At 66.2% G+C, this 18,662-nt stretch carries 17 protein-coding genes; all 17 read left to right on the plus strand.

All coding sequences use genetic code 11. From position 1 onward, the window contains the following. The first annotated feature begins 226 nt into the window (after positions 1-226). The 17 genes from QM470_RS19545 to QM470_RS19625 all read left to right on the plus strand — a co-directional run bounded on the left by QM470_RS19545 (position 227) and on the right by QM470_RS19625 (position 18,530). The gene (locus tag QM470_RS19545) at positions 227-1,483 is read left to right on the plus strand and encodes a pilus assembly protein TadG-related protein (protein ID WP_283340417.1); all 1,257 of its coding nucleotides are present in this window, start codon (positions 227-229) and stop codon (positions 1,481-1,483) included. A 4-nt stretch (positions 1,484-1,487) separates the two neighbouring features. Next, entirely contained in the window at positions 1,488-1,931 is a 444-nt protein-coding gene (locus QM470_RS19550; protein WP_283340418.1) for a TadE/TadG family type IV pilus assembly protein, read from the plus strand. Further along, positions 1,928-2,377 (plus strand): TadE/TadG family type IV pilus assembly protein, encoded by a 450-nt coding sequence (locus QM470_RS19555; RefSeq protein WP_218333068.1) that lies wholly within the window; start codon positions 1,928-1,930, stop codon positions 2,375-2,377. Before QM470_RS19550 ends, QM470_RS19555 begins: the two co-directional genes overlap by 4 nt. Positions 2,378-2,395: 18 nt before the next feature. Next, positions 2,396-3,556 carry a CpaE/TadZ family protein gene (locus QM470_RS19560; protein ID WP_283340419.1) on the plus strand — a complete coding sequence of 387 codons (1,161 nt, stop codon included), beginning with the start codon at positions 2,396-2,398 and terminating at the stop codon, positions 3,554-3,556. Between the two features lie 28 nt (positions 3,557-3,584). Next, entirely contained in the window at positions 3,585-5,003 is a 1,419-nt protein-coding gene (locus QM470_RS19565; RefSeq protein WP_283340490.1) for a TadA family conjugal transfer-associated ATPase, read from the plus strand. 21 nt (positions 5,004-5,024) lie between these two features. Further along, complete coding sequence (locus tag QM470_RS19570; protein WP_283340420.1) at positions 5,025-6,014, plus strand: type II secretion system F family protein; 990 nt, start codon at positions 5,025-5,027, stop codon at positions 6,012-6,014. 26 nt (positions 6,015-6,040) lie between these two features. Beyond that, positions 6,041-6,952: a type II secretion system F family protein gene (locus tag QM470_RS19575; RefSeq protein ID WP_066540110.1), complete on the plus strand. Its 912-nt coding sequence runs from the start codon at positions 6,041-6,043 to the stop codon at positions 6,950-6,952. Between the two features lie 545 nt (positions 6,953-7,497). Beyond that, entirely contained in the window at positions 7,498-8,361 is an 864-nt protein-coding gene (locus QM470_RS19580) for a VOC family protein (protein WP_283340421.1), read from the plus strand. Continuing rightward, the gene (locus tag QM470_RS19585; RefSeq protein WP_283340422.1) at positions 8,358-9,467 is read left to right on the plus strand and encodes a M14 family metallopeptidase; all 1,110 of its coding nucleotides are present in this window, start codon (positions 8,358-8,360) and stop codon (positions 9,465-9,467) included. Before QM470_RS19580 ends, QM470_RS19585 begins: the two co-directional genes overlap by 4 nt. Positions 9,468-9,493: 26 nt before the next feature. Further along, on the plus strand, positions 9,494-10,507 hold the full coding sequence (locus tag QM470_RS19590) for a quinone oxidoreductase family protein (protein WP_283340423.1): 1,014 nt from the start codon (positions 9,494-9,496) through the stop codon (positions 10,505-10,507). Further along, on the plus strand, positions 10,504-10,965 hold the full coding sequence (locus QM470_RS19595; protein ID WP_283340424.1) for a PaaI family thioesterase: 462 nt from the start codon (positions 10,504-10,506) through the stop codon (positions 10,963-10,965). The genes QM470_RS19590 and QM470_RS19595 overlap by 4 nt, the downstream gene beginning before the upstream one ends. 24 nt (positions 10,966-10,989) lie before the next feature. Further along, on the plus strand, positions 10,990-12,618 hold the full coding sequence (locus tag QM470_RS19600; RefSeq protein WP_283340425.1) for an ABC transporter substrate-binding protein: 1,629 nt from the start codon (positions 10,990-10,992) through the stop codon (positions 12,616-12,618). Positions 12,619-12,627: 9 nt separating this feature from the next. After that, positions 12,628-13,599 (plus strand): ABC transporter permease, encoded by a 972-nt coding sequence (locus QM470_RS19605; protein WP_283340426.1) that lies wholly within the window; start codon positions 12,628-12,630, stop codon positions 13,597-13,599. Between the two features lies 1 nt (position 13,600). Beyond that, positions 13,601-14,506 (plus strand): ABC transporter permease, encoded by a 906-nt coding sequence (locus QM470_RS19610; RefSeq protein WP_283340427.1) that lies wholly within the window; start codon positions 13,601-13,603, stop codon positions 14,504-14,506. A 29-nt stretch (positions 14,507-14,535) separates the two neighbouring features. Next, positions 14,536-16,074 (plus strand): class I adenylate-forming enzyme family protein, encoded by a 1,539-nt coding sequence (locus QM470_RS19615; protein ID WP_283340428.1) that lies wholly within the window; start codon positions 14,536-14,538, stop codon positions 16,072-16,074. Next, a complete protein-coding gene (locus QM470_RS19620) occupies positions 16,071-16,835 on the plus strand; it encodes an SDR family oxidoreductase (protein ID WP_283340429.1) in 765 nt (254 codons plus the stop codon). Before QM470_RS19615 ends, QM470_RS19620 begins: the two co-directional genes overlap by 4 nt. Before the next feature lie 66 nt (positions 16,836-16,901). Beyond that, on the plus strand, positions 16,902-18,530 hold the full coding sequence (locus QM470_RS19625) for an ABC transporter ATP-binding protein (RefSeq protein WP_283340430.1): 1,629 nt from the start codon (positions 16,902-16,904) through the stop codon (positions 18,528-18,530). Positions 18,531-18,662: the final 132 nt, after the last annotated feature.

An 18,662-nucleotide genomic window follows, 5' to 3' on the forward strand; every position in this document is an offset into this window, starting at 1 on the left:
CCCCCCCCCCCCCCCCCGCCCCCCCCCCCCCCCCCCCCCCCCCCCCCCATTTTTTCCACCCAAAGGAGGGATTCGTATTTGTTTTTTTTTGTGTGGGGGGGTGGTTGTTGTTTTTATGAGACCCGGTGGGGGCCTGGGCCCGGGCCCGCGCCCGCCCCCGGGCGCGCCCCCCGACACCCCCGGCGTCCACACACACCACCCTTTCTCCACGCGATGAGGTTCCATCATGAGCACCCGCACACTAGCCCCCAGATTGGCGCGGCCTGCCGGACTCACTGGCTGCCACGGACACCGGCGCCAGCGGGGAGCCATCATCATCACCGCCGCACTGGCCCTGCTGCTGCTGCTGGGCTTCATGGGAATCGCGCTGGATTTCGGCCGCCTGTTCATCGTCAAGACCGAACTGCAGACCGCCCTGGACAGCTGCGCACTGGCGGCCGCACGTGAACTCAATGGCAAGTCCGATGCCATCACCCGCGCCGTGAGCGCCGGCAGCACCGCCGCCAACGTAAACGGCGTGAACCTGCAGTCCGCCACCTGGAACGGCCAAGGCAAGGTGACCGCGGCCGACATCACCTTCCGCAACAGCAGCTACATCGACACCACCGCCCCGACTGCGGCGGTCTATGCCCAGTGCACCCACACCCAGCCCAACATCCGCCTGTGGCTGCTGCAGGCCATGGGCGCCTTCTCCGGCAACACCGTCGACTTTCCATCCACCCGCAGCGTGCGCACCACGGCCGTGGCCACCCGCGCCAGCGCACAGAGCGCCTGCCCCATTCCCGTCGCGCTGCAGCCCAAAACGCCCGGCGCCACCAGCCCGAACTATGGCTACACGGTGGGTGACTGGCTGACCCTGCTGTCCAAATCCAATGGCGGCAGCACCTTCGGCTGGGCCAATCTGGATGGCTCCAACAGCGCATCGGAGACGGCAAGCGAGCTCAACGGCCACTGCGGCAGCAAGATTGGCGACACCCTGGGTACGCCCGGCGTGCAGGCATCCGTGGTGGAAATCTGGAACTACCGTTTCGGCATCTACAAGAACAACAGCGACCCCGCCGTCAACCGGCCCGACTACACCGGCTTCATCTACACCTCGGCAAGCTGGTCGGCAGGGCGCAACGCCTACAGCGGCACCTCCGGCAGCACGCCCAACTTCCTCGCCCAGCGCCTGGCGTTCACGCGCTGCGGCAACAACGCTTCGCAGTGCGGCATGCAGGGCGGCGGCTTCTCCAAAATTGCCACCTCCGCCCAGCACCAGGCCTACGGGGCAGACCGCCGCATCGTGACCGTGCCCATCGTCAACTCCAGCCGCAGGTTGATCGACTTTGCCTGCATGCTGATGCTCCAACCCATGACCATCCCTGTCAATGACGTGCAGCTGGAATTCCTGGGCAATGCGGGGGCGGTTGGCAGCCCTTGCACCACCAGCGGACTCGCTGGCGGATCGGCCGGCCCCCTGGTCCCTGTCCTCGTGAGGTGATGTCATGCGCGCCCACCACCGTCAACAAGGCGTGGAGCTGGTAGAGCTCGCGCTGATCCTGCCCTTCCTGATTCTGTTGAGCATGCTGGTTGTGGAGTTCGGCCGCGCGCTCTACGAATACAACACCGTCGCCAAGTCGGTACGCGACGCGGTGCGCTACCTGTCGGTCCAGCTGCCCAACACCAATTGCGCCCAGGCCCAGAACCTGGTGGTGTATGGCAAGACTACCGCCGGCACCATGCCGCTGGCACGCGGCCTGACCACCGGTTCAGTGACCTGCTCCTGGCAGACCGCAGGGACCTATCCGCTGATCAATACCGTCACTGTCACCGTCAACAACTACCGCTTCCAGTTCATGACGGCCAGTGTCTTCGGCCTGAAGCTCGGCGATGCCAACGACGGACTGACCCTCAGCAACATCGCCGCCACCATGAGGACCCAGACATGAGAGCCTCACACCACCGCCGTACAGAGCGCGGCGCCACCATCATCGAATTCGCCCTGGCTCTGCTGGTCTTCCTGATGTTCCTGCTGGGCATCCTGGACTTCAGCCGCATGCTCTTCACCTGGGTGGCTGCCAACGAGACGGCGCGTGCCGGTGCACGCTATGCCGCGGTCTGCGACGACACCACCAAACAGGCCCAGGTGCTGGCCCGCATGCAGGCGCTGCTGCCCCAGATCCAGAGCATCAGCACCAGCTGGACTCCGACCGGCTGCACGGCAGCCACCTGCCAGAGCGTCACCGTGGCGGTCACCGGCCTGCAGTTTCAGTGGATTTCCCCCATCGTGGGCTCCGGCATGCGGGCCGCGATTCCGACTCCCAGCTTTTCCACCACGCTCCCACGGGAAATCATGCGGCAGGACCCCAACAGCAACACCGCTTGCACCAACTAAACCGCGAGTCCCCACACCATGAAGATCGTCATCATCTCCCCCCGCCCTGCCCATCTGCAAGAGATGGTGCAGCTGCTGCAGACCCACGCTCACCAGGTGCATGTCTTCGAGGGCGGCAAGACCCGCATGCCAGCGATTGCCGAACACGAGCGCCCCGACCTGATGATGGTGGACGGCATGTGCTGCGACCCGGCCGACCTGGCGCCGGTGGAGCAGGTGACCACGCGCTACCCACGCACTGCCGTGCTGCTGCTGTGCGCCCAGCAGTCGCCCGAGTTCCTGCTGCAATCCATGCGTGCCGGGGTGCGGGAAGTCCTGCCCTCCACCGCCGCGCCCCAGACCTTGCTGGACGCCGTGCAACGCATTGCCGCCAAGCTGCAGGATGCCACGCCCCACGCGGCCCAGGGCCAGACCGTGGCGCTCCTGCCTTGCAAGGGCGGTGCCGGGGCCACGTTCCTGACCACCAATCTGGGGTGGGCGCTGGCACGCAAACACTCTGTGCTGCTGATCGACCTGAATCTGCAGTACGGCGATGCACTGTCCTATCTGCACGAAGGCAGACCCAACCTGACACTAGGCGACATCGCGACCGACATCCACCGCCTCGATGCCTCTTTCCTCACCGCCTGCGCCGTCAAGGTGAGCCCCAATCTGCATGTGCTGGCGGCACCGGACAACGCCATCCAGGCCATGGGCGTCACGCCCGAACATGTGGATGCCATCGTGGCGCTGGCCACCGCCCACTATGACTTCGTGCTACTGGACATGGGCCGTGTGCTGGACCCCCTGGCCCTGCGCGTGCTCGACCGGGCGCAGACCATTGCGCCCGTGCTGCTGCCCAATGTGCCCGCAGTACGCAATGCGCAGAAGCTGCTGCACATGCTCCAGGACCTGGGCTATGCGGAAGACCGGCTGCACCCGGTGCTGAACCGGGTGGACAAGCGCAGCGACATCGGCCTGAACGAAGTCCGGCGGACCCTGGGTCAGACGCTGCAGTGGCAGACCATCTCCGATGCCCCCCAGGAAGTCCAGGCCGCCATCAACGCCGGCGTTGCACTGGCCGATTCCAGCCGCAACTGCACGGTGGTGCGCGAGCTGGCGGCCTGGGCCGAGACGCTGTCCCCCACGCTGCATGAAGGCCACAGCGGCCTGCTCAACCGCCTCTTCCGCCGTGCCTGAACACCCCACCGCCTACCAGGAGACCGCCATGTCGCTACGAGACTTTCTTGCCACCTCTGCCGCCCGGAACCCCAAGCCGTCGCTGCAGCTCGTGGCCGACAACGCCGAGACACAGGATGCGCCGGTGACAGAGGCCGTCCAGCCTCCAGCCCCTCCGCTCTACGGCCAGTCTGCGGCCTACCTGGCACTCCGGGGCCGGATCCACGCCAAGATGGTGGAGCGCTTCGACCTGGCGGCACTGGAAACCCTTCCCAAGCCCACACTGCTCCAGGAAATCGCCGCCATGACCGAGCGGCTGCTGGCAGAAGACTCGGCGGCGGTCAACGATCTGGAACGCAAGCTGCTGATCCGCGACATCCAGCACGAGATGCTGGGCTTTGGCCCCCTGGAGCTGCTGATGGCGGACCCGGCGGTATCGGACATCCTGGTCAACCGACACGACCAGATCTATGTGGAACGCCTGGGGCGCCTGGAACTGACACCGGTGGTCTTCACCGATGAAAAGCACCTGCTGCGCATCATCGACAAGATCGTCTCGCGCATCGGGCGGCGCATCGATGAATCCAGCCCCATGGTGGACGCCCGGCTGCCCGACGGTTCGCGTGTGAATGCGGTCATCTCCCCCGTCGCACTGGATGGGCCGATGATGTCCATCCGGCGCTTTGCCCACACCCCGCTGCGCATGGAGAACCTGATCCATGACCTCAAGAGCCTGACACCGAACATGGCCCTGGTACTGGAAGCGCTGGCCAAGGCCAAGGTGAACATGATCATCTCGGGCGGCACCGGCGCTGGCAAGACCACCCTGCTCAACATCCTCTCGGGCTTCATCCCCGAGGCGGAACGGATAGTCACCATCGAAGATGCCGCCGAACTGCAGCTGCAACAGCCCCATGTGGTGCGCATGGAAACCCGCCCGCCCAACATCGAAGGCCGGGGCGAGATCACGCAGCGCTCCCTGGTGCGCAATGCGCTGCGCATGCGGCCGGACCGCATCATCATTGGCGAAGTGCGCGGCGCCGAGGCCGTGGACATGCTCCAGGCCATGAACACGGGCCACGAAGGATCGCTGACGACCATCCACGCCAACACCCCGCGCGACTCGCTGTCCCGGCTGGAGAACATGATCGGCATGGCAGGGCTGAATCTGCCGCACCAGGCGGCCCGCCAGCAGATCGCCTCGGCCATCACCGTGATCGTGCAGGCACTGCGCCTCACCGACGGCAAGCGCAAGATCACCAGCATCCAGGAGATTACCGGCATGGAAGGCGATGTGGTCACCATGCAGGAAATCTTCGCTTTCACCCAGACCGGCATCGGTTCCGGCGGCGACGTGCAGGGGTACTTCCATGCCACGGGCGTGCGCCCCAAGTTTGCCGAACGGCTCAAAGGCTTCGGCATTGCGCTGCCGGACACCGTCTTCGACCCGACACGCCACTACCAGTGATCACCCCGAAAAGGAGCCGCCATGTCATCCTTTTTTTCCACCCATTCGGCACTGGTGATCGTCGCCCTGGTGTTTGTGGCCATGCTGCTGCTGCTGGAAGCCTGCCAGGTGCTGTGGCGACAGTACAAGAGCCCGGAAGCCAAGCAGCTGGAACGCCGTTTGCGCGCCCTCTCGGCCGCCGATGACCGCAGCCCCCCGTCCAAGCTGGTCAAGGAACGCGTGCTCAGCGACATGCCGGGGCTGCAACGCACGCTGCAGCGCATGCCCCATGCACACCAGCTGGACCGGCTGATCGTGCAGTCGGGCCTGGAGTGGACGGTGTCGGGGCTGCTGCTCACCAGCGCCGTACTGTGGGCAGCGGGAGCGCTGACCCTGAGCATGCTCCGCCAGCCGCTGGAACTGGCGGTAGCCGGCGGCGCCGCACTGGCCGCACTGCCCTGGCTCTATCTGCAGCGCAGGCGGCACCAGCGCCTGGTGCTGATGGAGCGCCAGCTCCCCGAGGCCCTGGACCTGATCGGGCGGGCGCTGCGTGCCGGCCATGCCTTCTCGGCGGGCCTGCAGATGGCCGGCGACGAGCTGCCCGACCCCATTGCCGGTGAGTTCCGTCTGGTGCACGACGAGATCAACTACGGCACCTCCTTGCAGCAGGCCCTGAACAACCTGGGGGAACGGGTGCCGATCACGGACCTGCGCTACTTCATTGTGGCGGTGCTGATCCAGCGCGAATCCGGAGGCAATCTCACCGAAATCCTGTCCAACCTGAGCCACCTGATCCGGGAGCGACACAAGCTCTACGCCAAGGTGCGGGTGCTCTCCTCCGAAGGCCGCATGTCCGCCTGGATCCTGGGGCTGATGCCCTTTGCCCTGGCCGCCCTGCTCAACCTGATGAATCCGGAATTCATGTCGGCCATGTGGAAGGACCCCATCGGGATCACCATCCTGAAATGGCTGGCCGTCATGATGGTGATCGGCATGCTGATGCTGCGCCGCATCATCCGTATCCGGGTATGAGCCTGTCTTGAATGCAAGGAGTCACCATGCTGATCTTCGCCCTGCTCACCTTTGCCGCGGTCATGCTCACTGCGGGGGCTCTGTTCTTCTGGCTCACCCCCACCGCCGCGGCGCAACGCCTGCAAGCACTGGCACCAACGGCCGGCCACAGCAACTGGACCGAGACGGCCGTCAGGTTGATCGGCCCCTTCGCCCACCTGTCATCGCCTACTGCGGGCATCGATGCCACGCCTTTGCGCCTGCGCTTTCTGAATGCCGGCATCCGCCACCACAGTGCCCCCATGCTGTACTTCGGCATCAAAACGCTGCTGCCCGTGGGCGCCGCCCTGGCTGTCTACTCCTTCATGCTGACCGTCAGCAAGGCCAGCAGCAACGAACGCATGTTCTACCCGCTGGTGGCGGCACTGGTGGCCTGCTACCTGCCCAACCTGGTCCTGCGCTGGATGGCCTCGCGCCGCAAACGCGAAATCTTCGAGAATTTTCCGGACGCGGCCGATCTGATGCTGGTGTGCGTCGAGGCAGGGCTGGGTCTGGACGCAGCCCTGACCAAGGTGGCCGAGGAAATCCGCCTGCAGAGCGACGCCCTGGCCGAGGAACTGCACTGGACCAACCTGGAGATGCGGGCCGGCAGTGCCCGTGAAAAAGCCCTGCGCAACCTGGCCGCACGCACCGGCGTGGACGAGATCCACACCTTTGCCGCCATGCTGACGCAGGCCGACCGGTTTGGCACCAGCATTGGCGAGTCGCTGCGCGTGTTCTCGGAAGACCTGCGCCACAAACGCCAGATGCGCGCCGAAGAACTGGCCTCCAAGATCCCCACCAAGATGCTGCTGCCCCTGGTGACCTGCATCTTCCCGGCGATTGTGATGGTCGTGCTGGGGCCTGCGGTCATCCGCATCATCCGCATGGCCCTGCCCATGGTGGCCGGCACGGCGTGATACCGGTGGCCTGCGCCACGGCCCGCGTTCCCCGCTGCCCGTGACGCGCCTGCCGAGGGCGCCGCTCTGGTTCTGCGGCCCGGTCGTCACGCATCCCTTGCAGGGCCCGCCGCAGTGCTGGGAACGGGCAGCCCTGCCCCACCTGGTGCGCACCCGCCCAATACCGCCGGGCCACCCCCAGCCCTGCAGCACCTCCCCCCACGGACTGCCCAATGCAGTCCCTTGCGCCGCAAACACCCTTTCATCCTCCGGGACATGCCGCCCACACGGCGGCCAGAAGCACCGGCTTGGGCCTGCCCCTCGCCCGCCATGGACCGGTCATCCGCACACCGGTGCAGGGCCTGCGACTGCGGCACCCAGTGGCGCTCTGCCCTATGGGCAGGCTGCCATCCGCACTGAAATGTCGGGCAACCCTACACGCTGCTTACAAACCACCGCCGGTATGTCAATGAACGGTTCCGCATATCGATACGCACAAGCATTCTTTTTCGAAAAACCGCCCCGGTGGGAACCTCGCTGCCTTAGCTGCCAAGCGAGGAAAACATATGTCTTTGCCATCGGTCACAGGGTTGGACCACTACATCATCCGGGTCAACGACCTGAACGCTGCCACCGCGCAGTACCGCAAGCTGGGATTCGCGCTGGCGCCACAGGGCGTGCACCACCAGGGCACCCGCAACCAGACGCTGATTCTGGATGCCAACTACCTGGAGCTGCTGTACTTCCCGCCCGCGCTGCAAGCCACCTCGCGCTTCGCGCATTACCCCGAGTCGTACCAAGGTCCGGTGGCAGTCGCATTGCAGACCACCGACAGTGCGGCGGTCCACCGTGAGCTGGCACAGGTCGGCATCCACGCCGAAGCACCCGAAGGCGGCGGCCGCCCGGTGCATCTGCCGGATGGTGCCGAAAATGCGGCCTGGCTGAACACACGCTTTCCCACCGGCGCCTTGGGCGCACCGGACTTCTTCACCTGCGGGCATCTCACCCGCCACCTGGTCTACCGCCCCGAGTGGCAGGACCATCCCAACACGGCGCGCCGCGTTGAAGCACTCGTCGTGGTCCACCCCGACCCGCTGAGCCTGCGCAGCGCCTACGAACAGGCCTTCGGCCGCATTTCCATCGGCAACACCGGCCCGGACGGCTGGACGCTGCGCCGCGGCTCGCTGCGGCTGCTGTTTCTCACGCCCCAGGCCTTCCAGGCCCGGTTCCCGGGCATCACGCCACCGGCCTCTGCGCAAGGAGCATGGTTTGCCGGCTCCATCATCGGTGTGCGCGATCTGGCGCAGACCCGCCACGTCCTCGCCGCCAACGGCGTACAGGCCCAGGACAACGCCTATGGCGAGCTGGTGGTGAACCCCGCCGATGCGGCGGGTGCCCTGCAGGTGTTTGTGCAGGAGTCCCACGCATGAGCACCGGTCTGGAAATCTGGGAAGCCTTTGCGAACGACTACAACGACGGCCGCCAGCGCTTCATCGCCCAGGCGCAGCGCGCCGGGGCAGAACTGTCGCACTACGCCCACCCGACGTTGAGCACCCCCGATGGGCAGCCCCTGACCCTGGATGTGGCCCGCCTGGGCCCTGCGGACGCCACCCGCACGCTGCTGCTCATCAGCGGCACGCATGGCCTGGAAGGCGCGGCCGGCTCTGCCGTACAGAACGCCTGGCTGGCCAGCCAGGCCGCACGCGCCTTGCCACCCGACACCAATGTGCTGCTGGTGCATGCGCTCAACCCCTTCGGCTGGTCGCACGACACCCGCACCAACGAAAGCAATGTCGACCTGAACCGCAACTTCATCGACCACGCCGCTCCCCGGCCCTCCAACACCGCCTACGACACGCTGCATGCACAGCTGGTGCCGGACAACTGGACGGCCACCGAGCGCCAAGGTGTGCAGAACGCCATCCAGGCCTTCCGCGAAGTCAATGGCGCCGATGCCACCTTCAATGCCATGGCCAGCGGCCAGTACCGCCATGCCCAGGGCCTGGCCTTTGGCGGCCAGCAGCGCGAATGGTCCAACCTCACGCTGGAGCGCATCCTCGGCGAGCACCTGGCGCACACCGAGCGGGTGGCCCTGATCGACTGGCACACCGGCATCGGGGAATACGGCGAGCCCTTCTTCCTGTGCTTCAACGCCGATGGCAGCGAAGAACAGCAGCAGGCCGCCCAGTGGTGGAGCCATGAGCGCGTGCTGGGCCAGCGCCCGCATGGGATGGCGCGCCCCGACTACCAGGGTCTGGTCTTTCGCGGTGTGGAGGCCTTCCTGCCGGGCCGCAAGGTCGCCGGCGCCGTGATCGAGTTCGGCACCCGCGGCACCAACACCAGCGAATCCCTGCGCCTGGACCAGTGGCTGCGCTTTCGCGCCCCCCAGCAGGCCGATGCAGCCCGTGATGCACAGCTGCGCCACGACCTGATCGACACCTACGTTCCCTATTCCGGCGTCTGGCGCCAGTCCGTGCTGCGGCACGGCGTGGAAATCACCGACCAGGCCCTGCATGGCCTGGCCCAGTGGAACTGATTGAACCCCAAGCGACACACCTCCCCATGAAAGCTCTCGTACTGCGTGAACACGGCGACAACGAAAAGTTGACGCTGGAACCCCAATTCCCCAACCCGACACCGGGCGCCGATGACGTGGTGATCCGCGTCAAGGCCTCGTCGCTGAACTACCACGACGTCTTCACCCGCCGCGGCATGCCCGGCATCCGCCTGTCCTTTCCCGTCATCATCGGCCTCGACGTGGCCGGCGAGGTCGAACAGGTGGGTGCCAATGTCACCGACTGGAAGCCCGGCGACCGGGTGTTGGTGGACCCCATTGACCGTGTCGATGGCGGACTGGTCGGCGAAACCATCCACGGCGGCCTGGCCGAGCTGTGCCGGGTGCCCGCGCACCAGCTCATCCGCTTGCCTGACCAGGTCAGCTTCGGTGAAGCGGCCGCGCTGCCGGTGGCCTATGGCACGGCGCTGCGCATGATGAACCGCATCGGCCAGGTCAAGGCCGGCGAAAAAGTGCTGATCCTGGGCGCCAGCGGCGGTGTGGGCGTCTGCGCGGTGCAGTTGGCCAAGCTGGCCGGAGCCACGGTGATTGCCTGTGCAGGCACCCCGGAGAAGGCCGAGCAGCTGCGCCAGCTGGGCGCCGATGATGTCATCCTCTACACGGAAGAAGACTTCCTCAAGGCGGTGCAGGCGCGCTACGGCAAGCCCGCGCGCCGGCGCGGCCAGGCCGGCGGTGGCGTGGATGTGGTGGTGAACTTCACCGGTGGCGACACCTGGGTGAAGTCGCTGCGCTGCCTGCGCCTGGGTGGCCGGGCCCTGACCTGCGGTGCCACGGCAGGCTATGACCCCAAGGAAGATCTGCGCTTCATCTGGACGTTTGAGCTGCAGATCCGTGGCTCCAACGGCTGGGAGCGCGAGGACCTGCACGAGCTGCTGGAACTGGTGCAGTCCAGGCAGCTCAAGGTCCTGATCGACCGCCAGTGGCCGCTGGATGACGGCGCCAAGGCCCTGGCCTCCCTGGAAGACCGCAAGGTCTTCGGCAAGGTGCTGGTGGCCGCATGAGCGAAGCCGCCACCCTGTCTGCGCAGACGCAGGCTTCTGCCTCCCCGGAGCGCCTGGATCTGCAGCAGATCCAGGCGCACTTCGACCGCTCCCCCTTCATTGCCTGGCTGCAGCTGCAAGCGCTGGAGGTGGACCACGAAGCGGGCGAGCTGACAGTGCATGCACCGTTCCAGGAGGCGCTGGGCCGCAGTGCCAACACCGGCCAATGGCATGGCGGTCCGCTGGCCGCCGTGATCGACACCGTGGGCGACTTCGCTGTCGGCATGTTGGTGGGACGTGGCCTGCCCACCATCAACTTCCGGGTGGACTACCTGCGACCCGCCATCGGCACCAACCTCAAGGCGGTCGCCAAGGCCCGCCGCGTGGGCAAGACGGTGGGCGTGGCCGATGTCGATCTGTTCAATGACCAGGGCGTCCTGGTCGCCATCGGCCGTGCCAGCTACGCCACGCTGGGCTGACCACGCAAGCAAGTGAAAAACACCATGACCCAACCCACCGCTTTGTCACGCCGTGACGTTCTGATTCGCAGCGCCGCAGGCCTGACCGCCGCCGCCAGCTACAGCTGGGGTCTGCCTGCCCAAGCCCAGGCTCAGGCCACCGCGCCCCGGCGCGGCGGCACGCTGGTCATTTCCTGGGGGGGACTGGAGCCACAGGCGCTCTATGTGCCCGGCGGCGGCGGCTCGGCGCCCTACCAGACATCCACCAAGATCCTGGAGCGCCTGCTGCGCATCGACGACAAGCTGCAGTTCCAGCCCGTGCTGGCCGAGTCGGTGACGCCCTCCGCCGATTTCAAACAGTACACCATCAAGCTGCGCCAGGGCGTGAAATGGCACGACGGCAAGGACTTCACCGCACAGGATGTGGTCTTCAACGCGCTGCAGCACTGGAAGCCCATTTCCGCCGGCATTGCGCTGAAAGCGCTGGCAGACGCCAAGGCAGTGGACAGCCACACCGTGCTGCTCACATTCAATACCCCGGTGCCGGAGTTCTTCCTGAAGTCCACCCTGGCCGGGGCATACCAGCTGGTACTGCCGCGCCACCTGTACGAAGGCAAGGACATCATCACCAACCCTGCCAACAACACCCCGGTCGGCACCGGGCCCTGGAAGTACGGGCAATGGGTGCGTGGCAGCCACGTGCAGTACCAGCGCAATGAACAGTACTGGCGCCAGGGACAGCCCTATATCGACAAGCTCATCGTGCGCTGGTGGGCAGATGCCGCCTCCCGTGGCGCCGCCCTCGAGACCGGCGAGCTGGGCCTGGCCTATTCCAGCCCCGTGCCGGCCCGCGACATCGACCGGCTGGTGAAGACCGGCAAGGTGACCCTGGAAACCCGTGGCTACGAGAACGCAGCCTGGACGGTCACCGCAGAATTCAACCAGCGCCGCGAGCATGTCAAGCGCCGGGAAGTGCGCCAGGCCATCCTGCACGCCATCAACCGCCAGTTCATTGTCGACACCATCTACTACGGTCGCGGCAAGCCTGCCATTTCGCCGATCTTCAGCAGCAACCCCATCTTCTTCACGGACGATGTGCCGCGCTATGCCTTCGATCCCAAGAAGGCCGGCGCATTGCTGGATGCGGCCGGCCTGCCGCTCAAGGACGGCAAGCGCTTCAGCGTGAATCTGCTGGCCGCCGCATGGTTTGAAGAGAACGCCAAGCTGGGGCAATACCTCAAGCAGGCGCTGGAGGATGTGGGGATTGCGGTGAAGCTGGACTCGGTGGACCGTGCAACCGCCTTGAAGCGCATCTACAGCGACTACGACTACGACATCGCCATTTCCAACTTCACAGCGCCGCTGGAGCCGGTCCCGTCCGTCACGCAGTACTTCACCACCGATGGCATTGTCCGTGGCGGTGCGTTCCGCAACGCGACCGGCTTCTCTCACCCCGAAATGGATGCGCTGGTCGGCCGCATCACGGTGGAAACCAAGCCCCAGGAACGCAAGAAGCTGGTGCATGCCTTTGCCAAGCTGGCCTCCACCGAGGTCCCGCTGGTGCCCCTGGTGGAAATCCAGGCCTTCACGCTGGCCAGCAAGAAGCTGCACAACTTCACCTCCGTGGCCGATGTCCAGGGCGGATCGCTGGACGATGTCTGGATCGGTGCCTGAGGTCGCTGCATGCTGTTAAACCTCATCTTGCGGCGGCTGGGACAGGCGGTGCCGCTCCTGCTGGGGGTGGTGGTGCTCAACTTCCTGCTCATCCAGATGGTGCCCGGCACCTTTCTGGATGTCATGACGGCGGAGCGCCAGGTCACCGACCCGGCACTCATCGAGCGCTTGCGCGTGACCTATGGCATGGACCAGCCCGCCAGCGTGCAGCTGCTCAAGTACATCGCTTCGGTGGCCCAGCTGGACCTGGGCTATTCCTACCGGCACAACACCCAGGTCATCGACGTAATCGGCGCCCACCTGCCGGCCACGCTGATCCTGATGCTGTCCGCATTGGCGATTGCGGTGCTGGTGGGGGTGGCTGCGGGCATCGTCTCGTCCATCAAGGTCAATACCTGGTGGGATACGGCGGTGTCCCTGTTTGCCACGCTGTGCTTTGCGGCGCCCAGTTTCTGGCTGGGCATCATGCTCATCGTCCTGTTTGCGGTGAAGCTGGGCTGGTTCCCGGTGGGCGGCATGGTCACCATCGGGCTCGATGGCGGGCTCTGGCAACAGACCGTGGATGTGCTCCACCACCTGGCGCTGCCGGCCATCACCCTGGGGCTGTTCTACAGCGCCAGCTACGCCCGCGTCATGCGCGCTTCCATGTTGGAAGTCAGCCGCATGGACTATGTGCGCACGGCCAAGGCCAAGGGCCTGAAGAACGTGGCCATCGTGCTGCGGCACATGGCCCGCAATGCGGTGCTTCCCATCGTCACGCTGCTGGGCCTCCAGCTGGGTGCCGTGCTGGGCGGCAGCATCGTGGTGGAAGCCGTCTTCAGCTGGCCGGGCATCGGCAGCGTGCTGTTCGACAGCGTGATGAGCCGCAACTACCCGGTCGTGCTGGGCATTCTGGTTCTGAGCTCGGCCGTGGTGATTCTGGCCAATATTGCCGTGGACATTCTGTACGCACGGCTTGACCCGCGCATCAAGGCGCTCTGACATGCGTTCCATTCCTACCCCCCTTCCTGCGGGGCCGAGTGCCCCCCCGGCCACCCGCAAGGCGGCGGGCGCCATCGGCCCGTTCCTGCGCCGCTTTGCGCGCAACCGCGGCGCCGTGATCGGCGCGGTGATCCTGTGCACCATCGCGGTCGTGGCCCTGGCCGCGGACCTGCTGTTCCCCACCGATCCCTTGCGCATCGTGGCGACGCCCGAGATCTGGCCATTCACCCAGTGGAGCCATCCACTGGGCACCGATTCGCTGGGCCGGGACATTGCCGCCATGATCTCCCACGGTGCGCGTGCCACCCTGCTCATCGGCCTGGTGGCGGCCACCACCGCCACCCTGCTGGGCGTGGGCATCGGTGCGGCATCCGCCTGGGCTGGCGGCTGGGTCGATGAGGTGCTGATGCGGGTGACGGAGCTGTTCCAGATCATCCCGAATGTCGTCTTTGTGCTCACGGTGGTGTCGATTCTCGGCCCCCACATCGAAGCCATCACCCTGGCCATCGGCCTGGTGTCTTGGCCCCCGATCGCACGGCTCACACGTGCGGAATTTCTGTCCTTCAAGGAGCGGGAGTTCGTTCAGGCCTGCCGTTCGGTCGGCCTGCATCCGGCACACATCATCTTCAAGGAAATCCTGCCCAATGCGCTGCCCCCGGTGATCGTCATGTCGTCGCTGGTGGTGGCGGGCGCCATCCTCTACGAATCCGTGGTGTCCTTTCTCGGTCTCGGCGACCCCAATGTCGCCAGCTGGGGACGGCTGGTGGGCGAAGGGCGCAGCCTGATCCGCACCTCCTGGTACCTGTGCGCCGTGCCCGGCGTGGCCATCATGCTGGCGGTTCTCTCTCTGAACCTGGTCGGCGACGGGCTCAACGACGCCCTCAACCCCAAGCTGCGCAAGCGCTGAGGCGCTGCAGCTCCATCCCCCCTCGAACCATGACTTCTCATCGCTACAACCTGGGGGATCTCAACGATCCCGCGCTTTCGCTGGAAAGCACCGCCATCATCGACCTGCGCGAACCCGCCCAGCCGCGCGAGTACACCCATGCACAGGTGCGGGCCCTGGCCGGCGGGGTGGCCCGCTGGCTGACGGAACAGGCATTCCCCGCAGGCTCGCGGATTGCCATCGCCTCACTGAACCGCGCCGAATACCTCATCACGTACTTCGGCATCATGCGTGCCGGCCATGTGGCCGTGCCCCTCAACATCAAGCAGTCGCCGGAGATTCTGGAATACGTGCTGCAGGATGCCGATGTGGTGCTGGCCTTCACCGATGGCGCACGCCGCGCCGCGCTGGCCAGCCATGTGCCGGTGATCGATTTCGATGATGCCGGGCCCAACGGCTTTGCCGCACGCATTGCGCCAGCCGATTTCCAAAGCGCGCGCCCGGCGCACGACGATGTGGCGCAGATGCTCTACACCTCAGGCTCCACCGGCAAGCCCAAAGGCGTCCCGCTCACGCATGCAGGCCAGCTCTGGGCGCTGCAGGCCACCACGGAATCCCCCGGCGCCGCGCAGGCGCGCTACCTGCTGGCACAACCGCTGTTCCACATGAACGGACTCTTCATGTCCAAGCGCGCATTTGCCGTGCATGGGCTGCTGGTGATCCAGCCCGGGTTTGATGTGGATGCCTACATCGACGCGCTGCAGCGCTACCGCATCACGGTGCTGACGGCGGTGCCGACCATGTTCGCGCGCATCATCAAGGATCCGCTCAAGCTGCAAGGACGGGACTTCTCCGCGCTCAAGCGGGTCATGCTGGGCTCGGCCCCGATGACGCTGGACCTGCTCCAGCGCATCCAGCACGCCTTCCCCGATGCCCGCGTGACGCATGGCTATGGCACCACCGAGGCCGGCCCCGCCGTGTTCGGCCCGCACCCTGCCGGCATTCCCACACCCGGGCTGGCCTTGGGCCACCCCATCAACCCGGCCCAGGTGCGGCTGGTGGACGGCCCCAGCGACGACGAAGGGGTGCTGCTGATGCGCAATCCGGCCCTGCTGTCCGGCTACCACAACCTGCCGGAGAAAAGCGCCCAGGTGCTGCAGAACGGCTGGTACTACAGCGGTGACGTGATGCGCCGCGATGCCGACGGCTTTTACTACTTCATCGGCCGCGCCGATGACATGTTTGTCTGCGCGGGCGAGAACATCTACCCCGTGGAAGTGGAAAAGCTGCTGGAAAAACACCCCGACGTCGCCCAGTGCAGCGTGGTGCCGCTGCCCGACGAGGAACGTGCACAGGTGCCCGTGGCCTTTGTGGTCCGGCGCGAAGGCGCTTCGGTGGATGCGGAAACCCTGAAGCAGCATGCCCTGGCAAACGGCCCGGCCTACCAGCACCCGCGCCGCGTCTGCTTTGTGCAGGAGCTGCCCTGGGCCGGCACCAACAAGGTGGACCGGCATGCCCTGGTGCACCTGGCCCGCGATCTCGAACAGCGCCAGGCCTGGCACCAACATGGCACGGAGGCGCTGGCATGAGCAGCTTTGACCTCACCGGCAAGACGGCTCTGGTCACCGGCGCCAGCCGCGGCATCGGCCGCAGCATTGCCCTGGCACTGGCACAGCAGGGTGCACAGGTGTTCATCCACTACCACCAGGCGGCTGAGGCCGCCCGGTCACTGCAGGCCGAGATTGCGCAGATCGGTGGCCTGGCATCGGTGCTGGCTGCCGATCTGAGCCACCCGCAAGGGGCGAACCAGCTCGCCGATGCCCTCACCGGGCAATTGCAGGCCGCAGGCCTTGGCGGTCTGGACATCCTGGTGAACAACGCCGGGGTGGGCCTGAAGGCACGCATTGCCGATGTGCAGCCCGCCGATTTCGACCATGTGCTGCAGGTGAATCTGAAAACGCCGTTCTTCCTGATCCAGCGCCTGCTGCCCGTGCTGAGGGATGGAGGCCGGATCATCAACATCTCGTCGATGGGCACGCGTGCAGCCTATCCGGAGATGAGCGTCTACGCCCCCGCCAAGGCCGGCCTGGAAGCGCTGACGCTGTTGCTGGCCAGTGAGCTGGGCGCGCGCGGCATCACCGTGAATGCAGTGCTGCCCGGCGCGACCGCCACCGACCTGAACACCCGGGCCAAAGACCCCGCGCAGGCAGCCGTCATCGCCCAGAGCGTGGCATTGGGCCGCGTGGGCCAGCCAGGCGACATCGCGGGCATTGTGGCTTTCCTCGCCAGCGATGCCGCCCGCTGGGTGACCGCACAGCGCATCGACGCCAGTGGCGGCCAGCGCATCTGAGCGCCGACCGCATGTGCCGCTTGTGTCGCATTGCATGTTCCGCCGTTTGAATTCCGAAGACCTTCCATGAATGCCTTGCTGTCCATCCAGAACCTGACCATCGACCTGCCCGCCGGGGGGGATCGTCCGCACGCGTTGCAGCAGGTGAACCTGGACCTGCACCCGGGTGAGATCGTGTGTGTCGTGGGCGAAAGCGGCTCCGGCAAATCGCTCACCACCAGTGCGGTACTGGGCCTGCTGCCCGAAGGCGTCCAGGTCCGCAGCGGCCAGATTCTGTGGCGCGGGCAGGATCTGCTGCAACTCGGTGCCGAGGGCTTGCGCAAGCTGCGCGGCAGCGAGATCGGCATGATCTTCCAGGAGCCCATGACCGCACTGAATCCGCTGCGCACCATCGGCGACCAGATCGGCGAGGTGTTCCGCACGCACACCCGGCTGTCCCGCAAGACCATCCGTGCGCGCACCCTGGGTCTGTTGGAGTCCGTGAAGATCCCCGACCCGGACAAGGCCCTGAAAGCCTACCCCCACGAGCTCTCGGGCGGTCAACGCCAGCGCGCCATGATCGCCATGGCCCTGGCGCTGGAGCCGGCCCTGCTGATCGCCGACGAACCGACCACGGCGCTGGACGTCACCACGCAGGCCGAGATCCTGCACCTCATTCACGACCTGCAGCGGCGCAAAGGCATGGCCGTGCTCTTCATCACGCACGACTTTGGCGTGGTGGCCGAAATTGCCGACAGGGTGGCCGTCATGCAGCACGGCGTGCTGGTCGAAAGCGGGGAAGCACAGGCCGTGCTGGAGCACCCGCAGCATTCCTACACCCAGGCCCTGATTGCAGCAGTGCCTCCGCTGCAGGCCCCCGTGCGCGGTGCGGCCAGCCATGCGCCCACCGCCCTGTCGGTCGCGCGCCTGTCCAAGACCTACCACCAGCGCAACTGGCTAGGTCGCACCAGCCGCACCACGCACGCAGTCAAGGACGTATCGTTCAGCCTGCCGGCGGGAACGACGCTGGGGGTGGTGGGCGAGAGCGGATCGGGCAAGTCCACCCTCGCGCGCAACCTGATGGGCCTGCTGGTGCCCGATGAAGGCGAGTTCCGGATCGGCGACGACACCGTGCAGCTGCGCAACATTGCCCAGCGCCGGCTGCATGCCACCCGCGTGCAGATGGTGTTCCAGGACCCCTACAGCTCCCTCAACCCGCGCCAGCGTGTGGGCGACATCGTCACCCAGGGGCCCATCGCCCATGGGGAATCCCGCGCCCAGGCCCTGGCACATGCACGCGAGCTGTTTGCGCTCACCGGCCTGTCACCCGATGCGCTGGACCGCTACCCGCACGAATTCTCAGGCGGCCAGCGCCAGCGCGTCGGCATCGCCCGGGCGCTAGCGATGCGGCCGCAGATACTGATCGCCGACGAGCCGGTGTCTGCCCTGGACGTCTCGGTGCAGGCACAGGTGCTGGACCTGCTCACGCGCCTGCGCGAGCAGATGGGGCTGTCGATGGTCTTCATCACCCACGATCTGCGCGTGGCAGCGCAGATATGCGACCAGCTCATCGTTATGAAGTCCGGCGAGATTGTGGAATCCGGCCACACCGCCCGCGTCTTCAGCCACCCCCAGCACCCCTACACACGGGCGCTGCTGGAGGCGATTCCAGGCAGGGACTGGATTCCCGATGCCTACGCCCAGAAGGCGGCCTGACACAGACAAAGCGCTCCGGTGGAGCGCTTTTTTCATGCTTTTCATGCCGACACCCACCAGGGAAGGGATGAAGCGTGGGATCCAAGATCCACGGAGGGAGCCAGCTTCACGGAGAGGATTCACAGCCTCCGT

The organism is Comamonas sp. 17RB, assembly GCF_030056555.1.
In the GTDB taxonomy this organism is placed as follows: domain Bacteria; phylum Pseudomonadota; class Gammaproteobacteria; order Burkholderiales; family Burkholderiaceae_C; genus Comamonas; species Comamonas terrigena.

Bases quoted from the DNA above. Each gene is read 5' to 3' on its own strand.
- QM470_RS19550 (WP_283340418.1), top strand. From the start codon at position 1,488: ATGCGCGCCCACCACCGTCAACAAGGCGTGGAGCTGGTAGAGCTCGCG.
- QM470_RS19625 (WP_283340430.1), top strand. From the start codon at position 16,902: ATGAATGCCTTGCTGTCCATCCAGAACCTGACCATCGACCTGCCCGCC.
- QM470_RS19575 (WP_066540110.1), top strand. From the start codon at position 6,041: ATGCTGATCTTCGCCCTGCTCACCTTTGCCGCGGTCATGCTCACTGCG.
- QM470_RS19605 (WP_283340426.1), top strand. From the start codon at position 12,628: ATGCTGTTAAACCTCATCTTGCGGCGGCTGGGACAGGCGGTGCCGCTC.
- QM470_RS19595 (WP_283340424.1), top strand. From the start codon at position 10,504: ATGAGCGAAGCCGCCACCCTGTCTGCGCAGACGCAGGCTTCTGCCTCC.
- QM470_RS19570 (WP_283340420.1), top strand. From the start codon at position 5,025: ATGTCATCCTTTTTTTCCACCCATTCGGCACTGGTGATCGTCGCCCTG.
- QM470_RS19620 (WP_283340429.1), top strand. From the start codon at position 16,071: ATGAGCAGCTTTGACCTCACCGGCAAGACGGCTCTGGTCACCGGCGCC.
- QM470_RS19610 (WP_283340427.1), top strand. From the start codon at position 13,601: ATGCGTTCCATTCCTACCCCCCTTCCTGCGGGGCCGAGTGCCCCCCCG.
- QM470_RS19555 (WP_218333068.1), top strand. From the start codon at position 1,928: ATGAGAGCCTCACACCACCGCCGTACAGAGCGCGGCGCCACCATCATC.
- QM470_RS19560 (WP_283340419.1), top strand. From the start codon at position 2,396: ATGAAGATCGTCATCATCTCCCCCCGCCCTGCCCATCTGCAAGAGATG.
- QM470_RS19600 (WP_283340425.1), top strand. From the start codon at position 10,990: ATGACCCAACCCACCGCTTTGTCACGCCGTGACGTTCTGATTCGCAGC.
- QM470_RS19615 (WP_283340428.1), top strand. From the start codon at position 14,536: ATGACTTCTCATCGCTACAACCTGGGGGATCTCAACGATCCCGCGCTT.
- QM470_RS19565 (WP_283340490.1), top strand. From the start codon at position 3,585: ATGTCGCTACGAGACTTTCTTGCCACCTCTGCCGCCCGGAACCCCAAG.
- QM470_RS19590 (WP_283340423.1), top strand. From the start codon at position 9,494: ATGAAAGCTCTCGTACTGCGTGAACACGGCGACAACGAAAAGTTGACG.
- QM470_RS19545 (WP_283340417.1), top strand. From the start codon at position 227: ATGAGCACCCGCACACTAGCCCCCAGATTGGCGCGGCCTGCCGGACTC.
- QM470_RS19580 (WP_283340421.1), top strand. From the start codon at position 7,498: ATGTCTTTGCCATCGGTCACAGGGTTGGACCACTACATCATCCGGGTC.
- QM470_RS19585 (WP_283340422.1), top strand. From the start codon at position 8,358: ATGAGCACCGGTCTGGAAATCTGGGAAGCCTTTGCGAACGACTACAAC.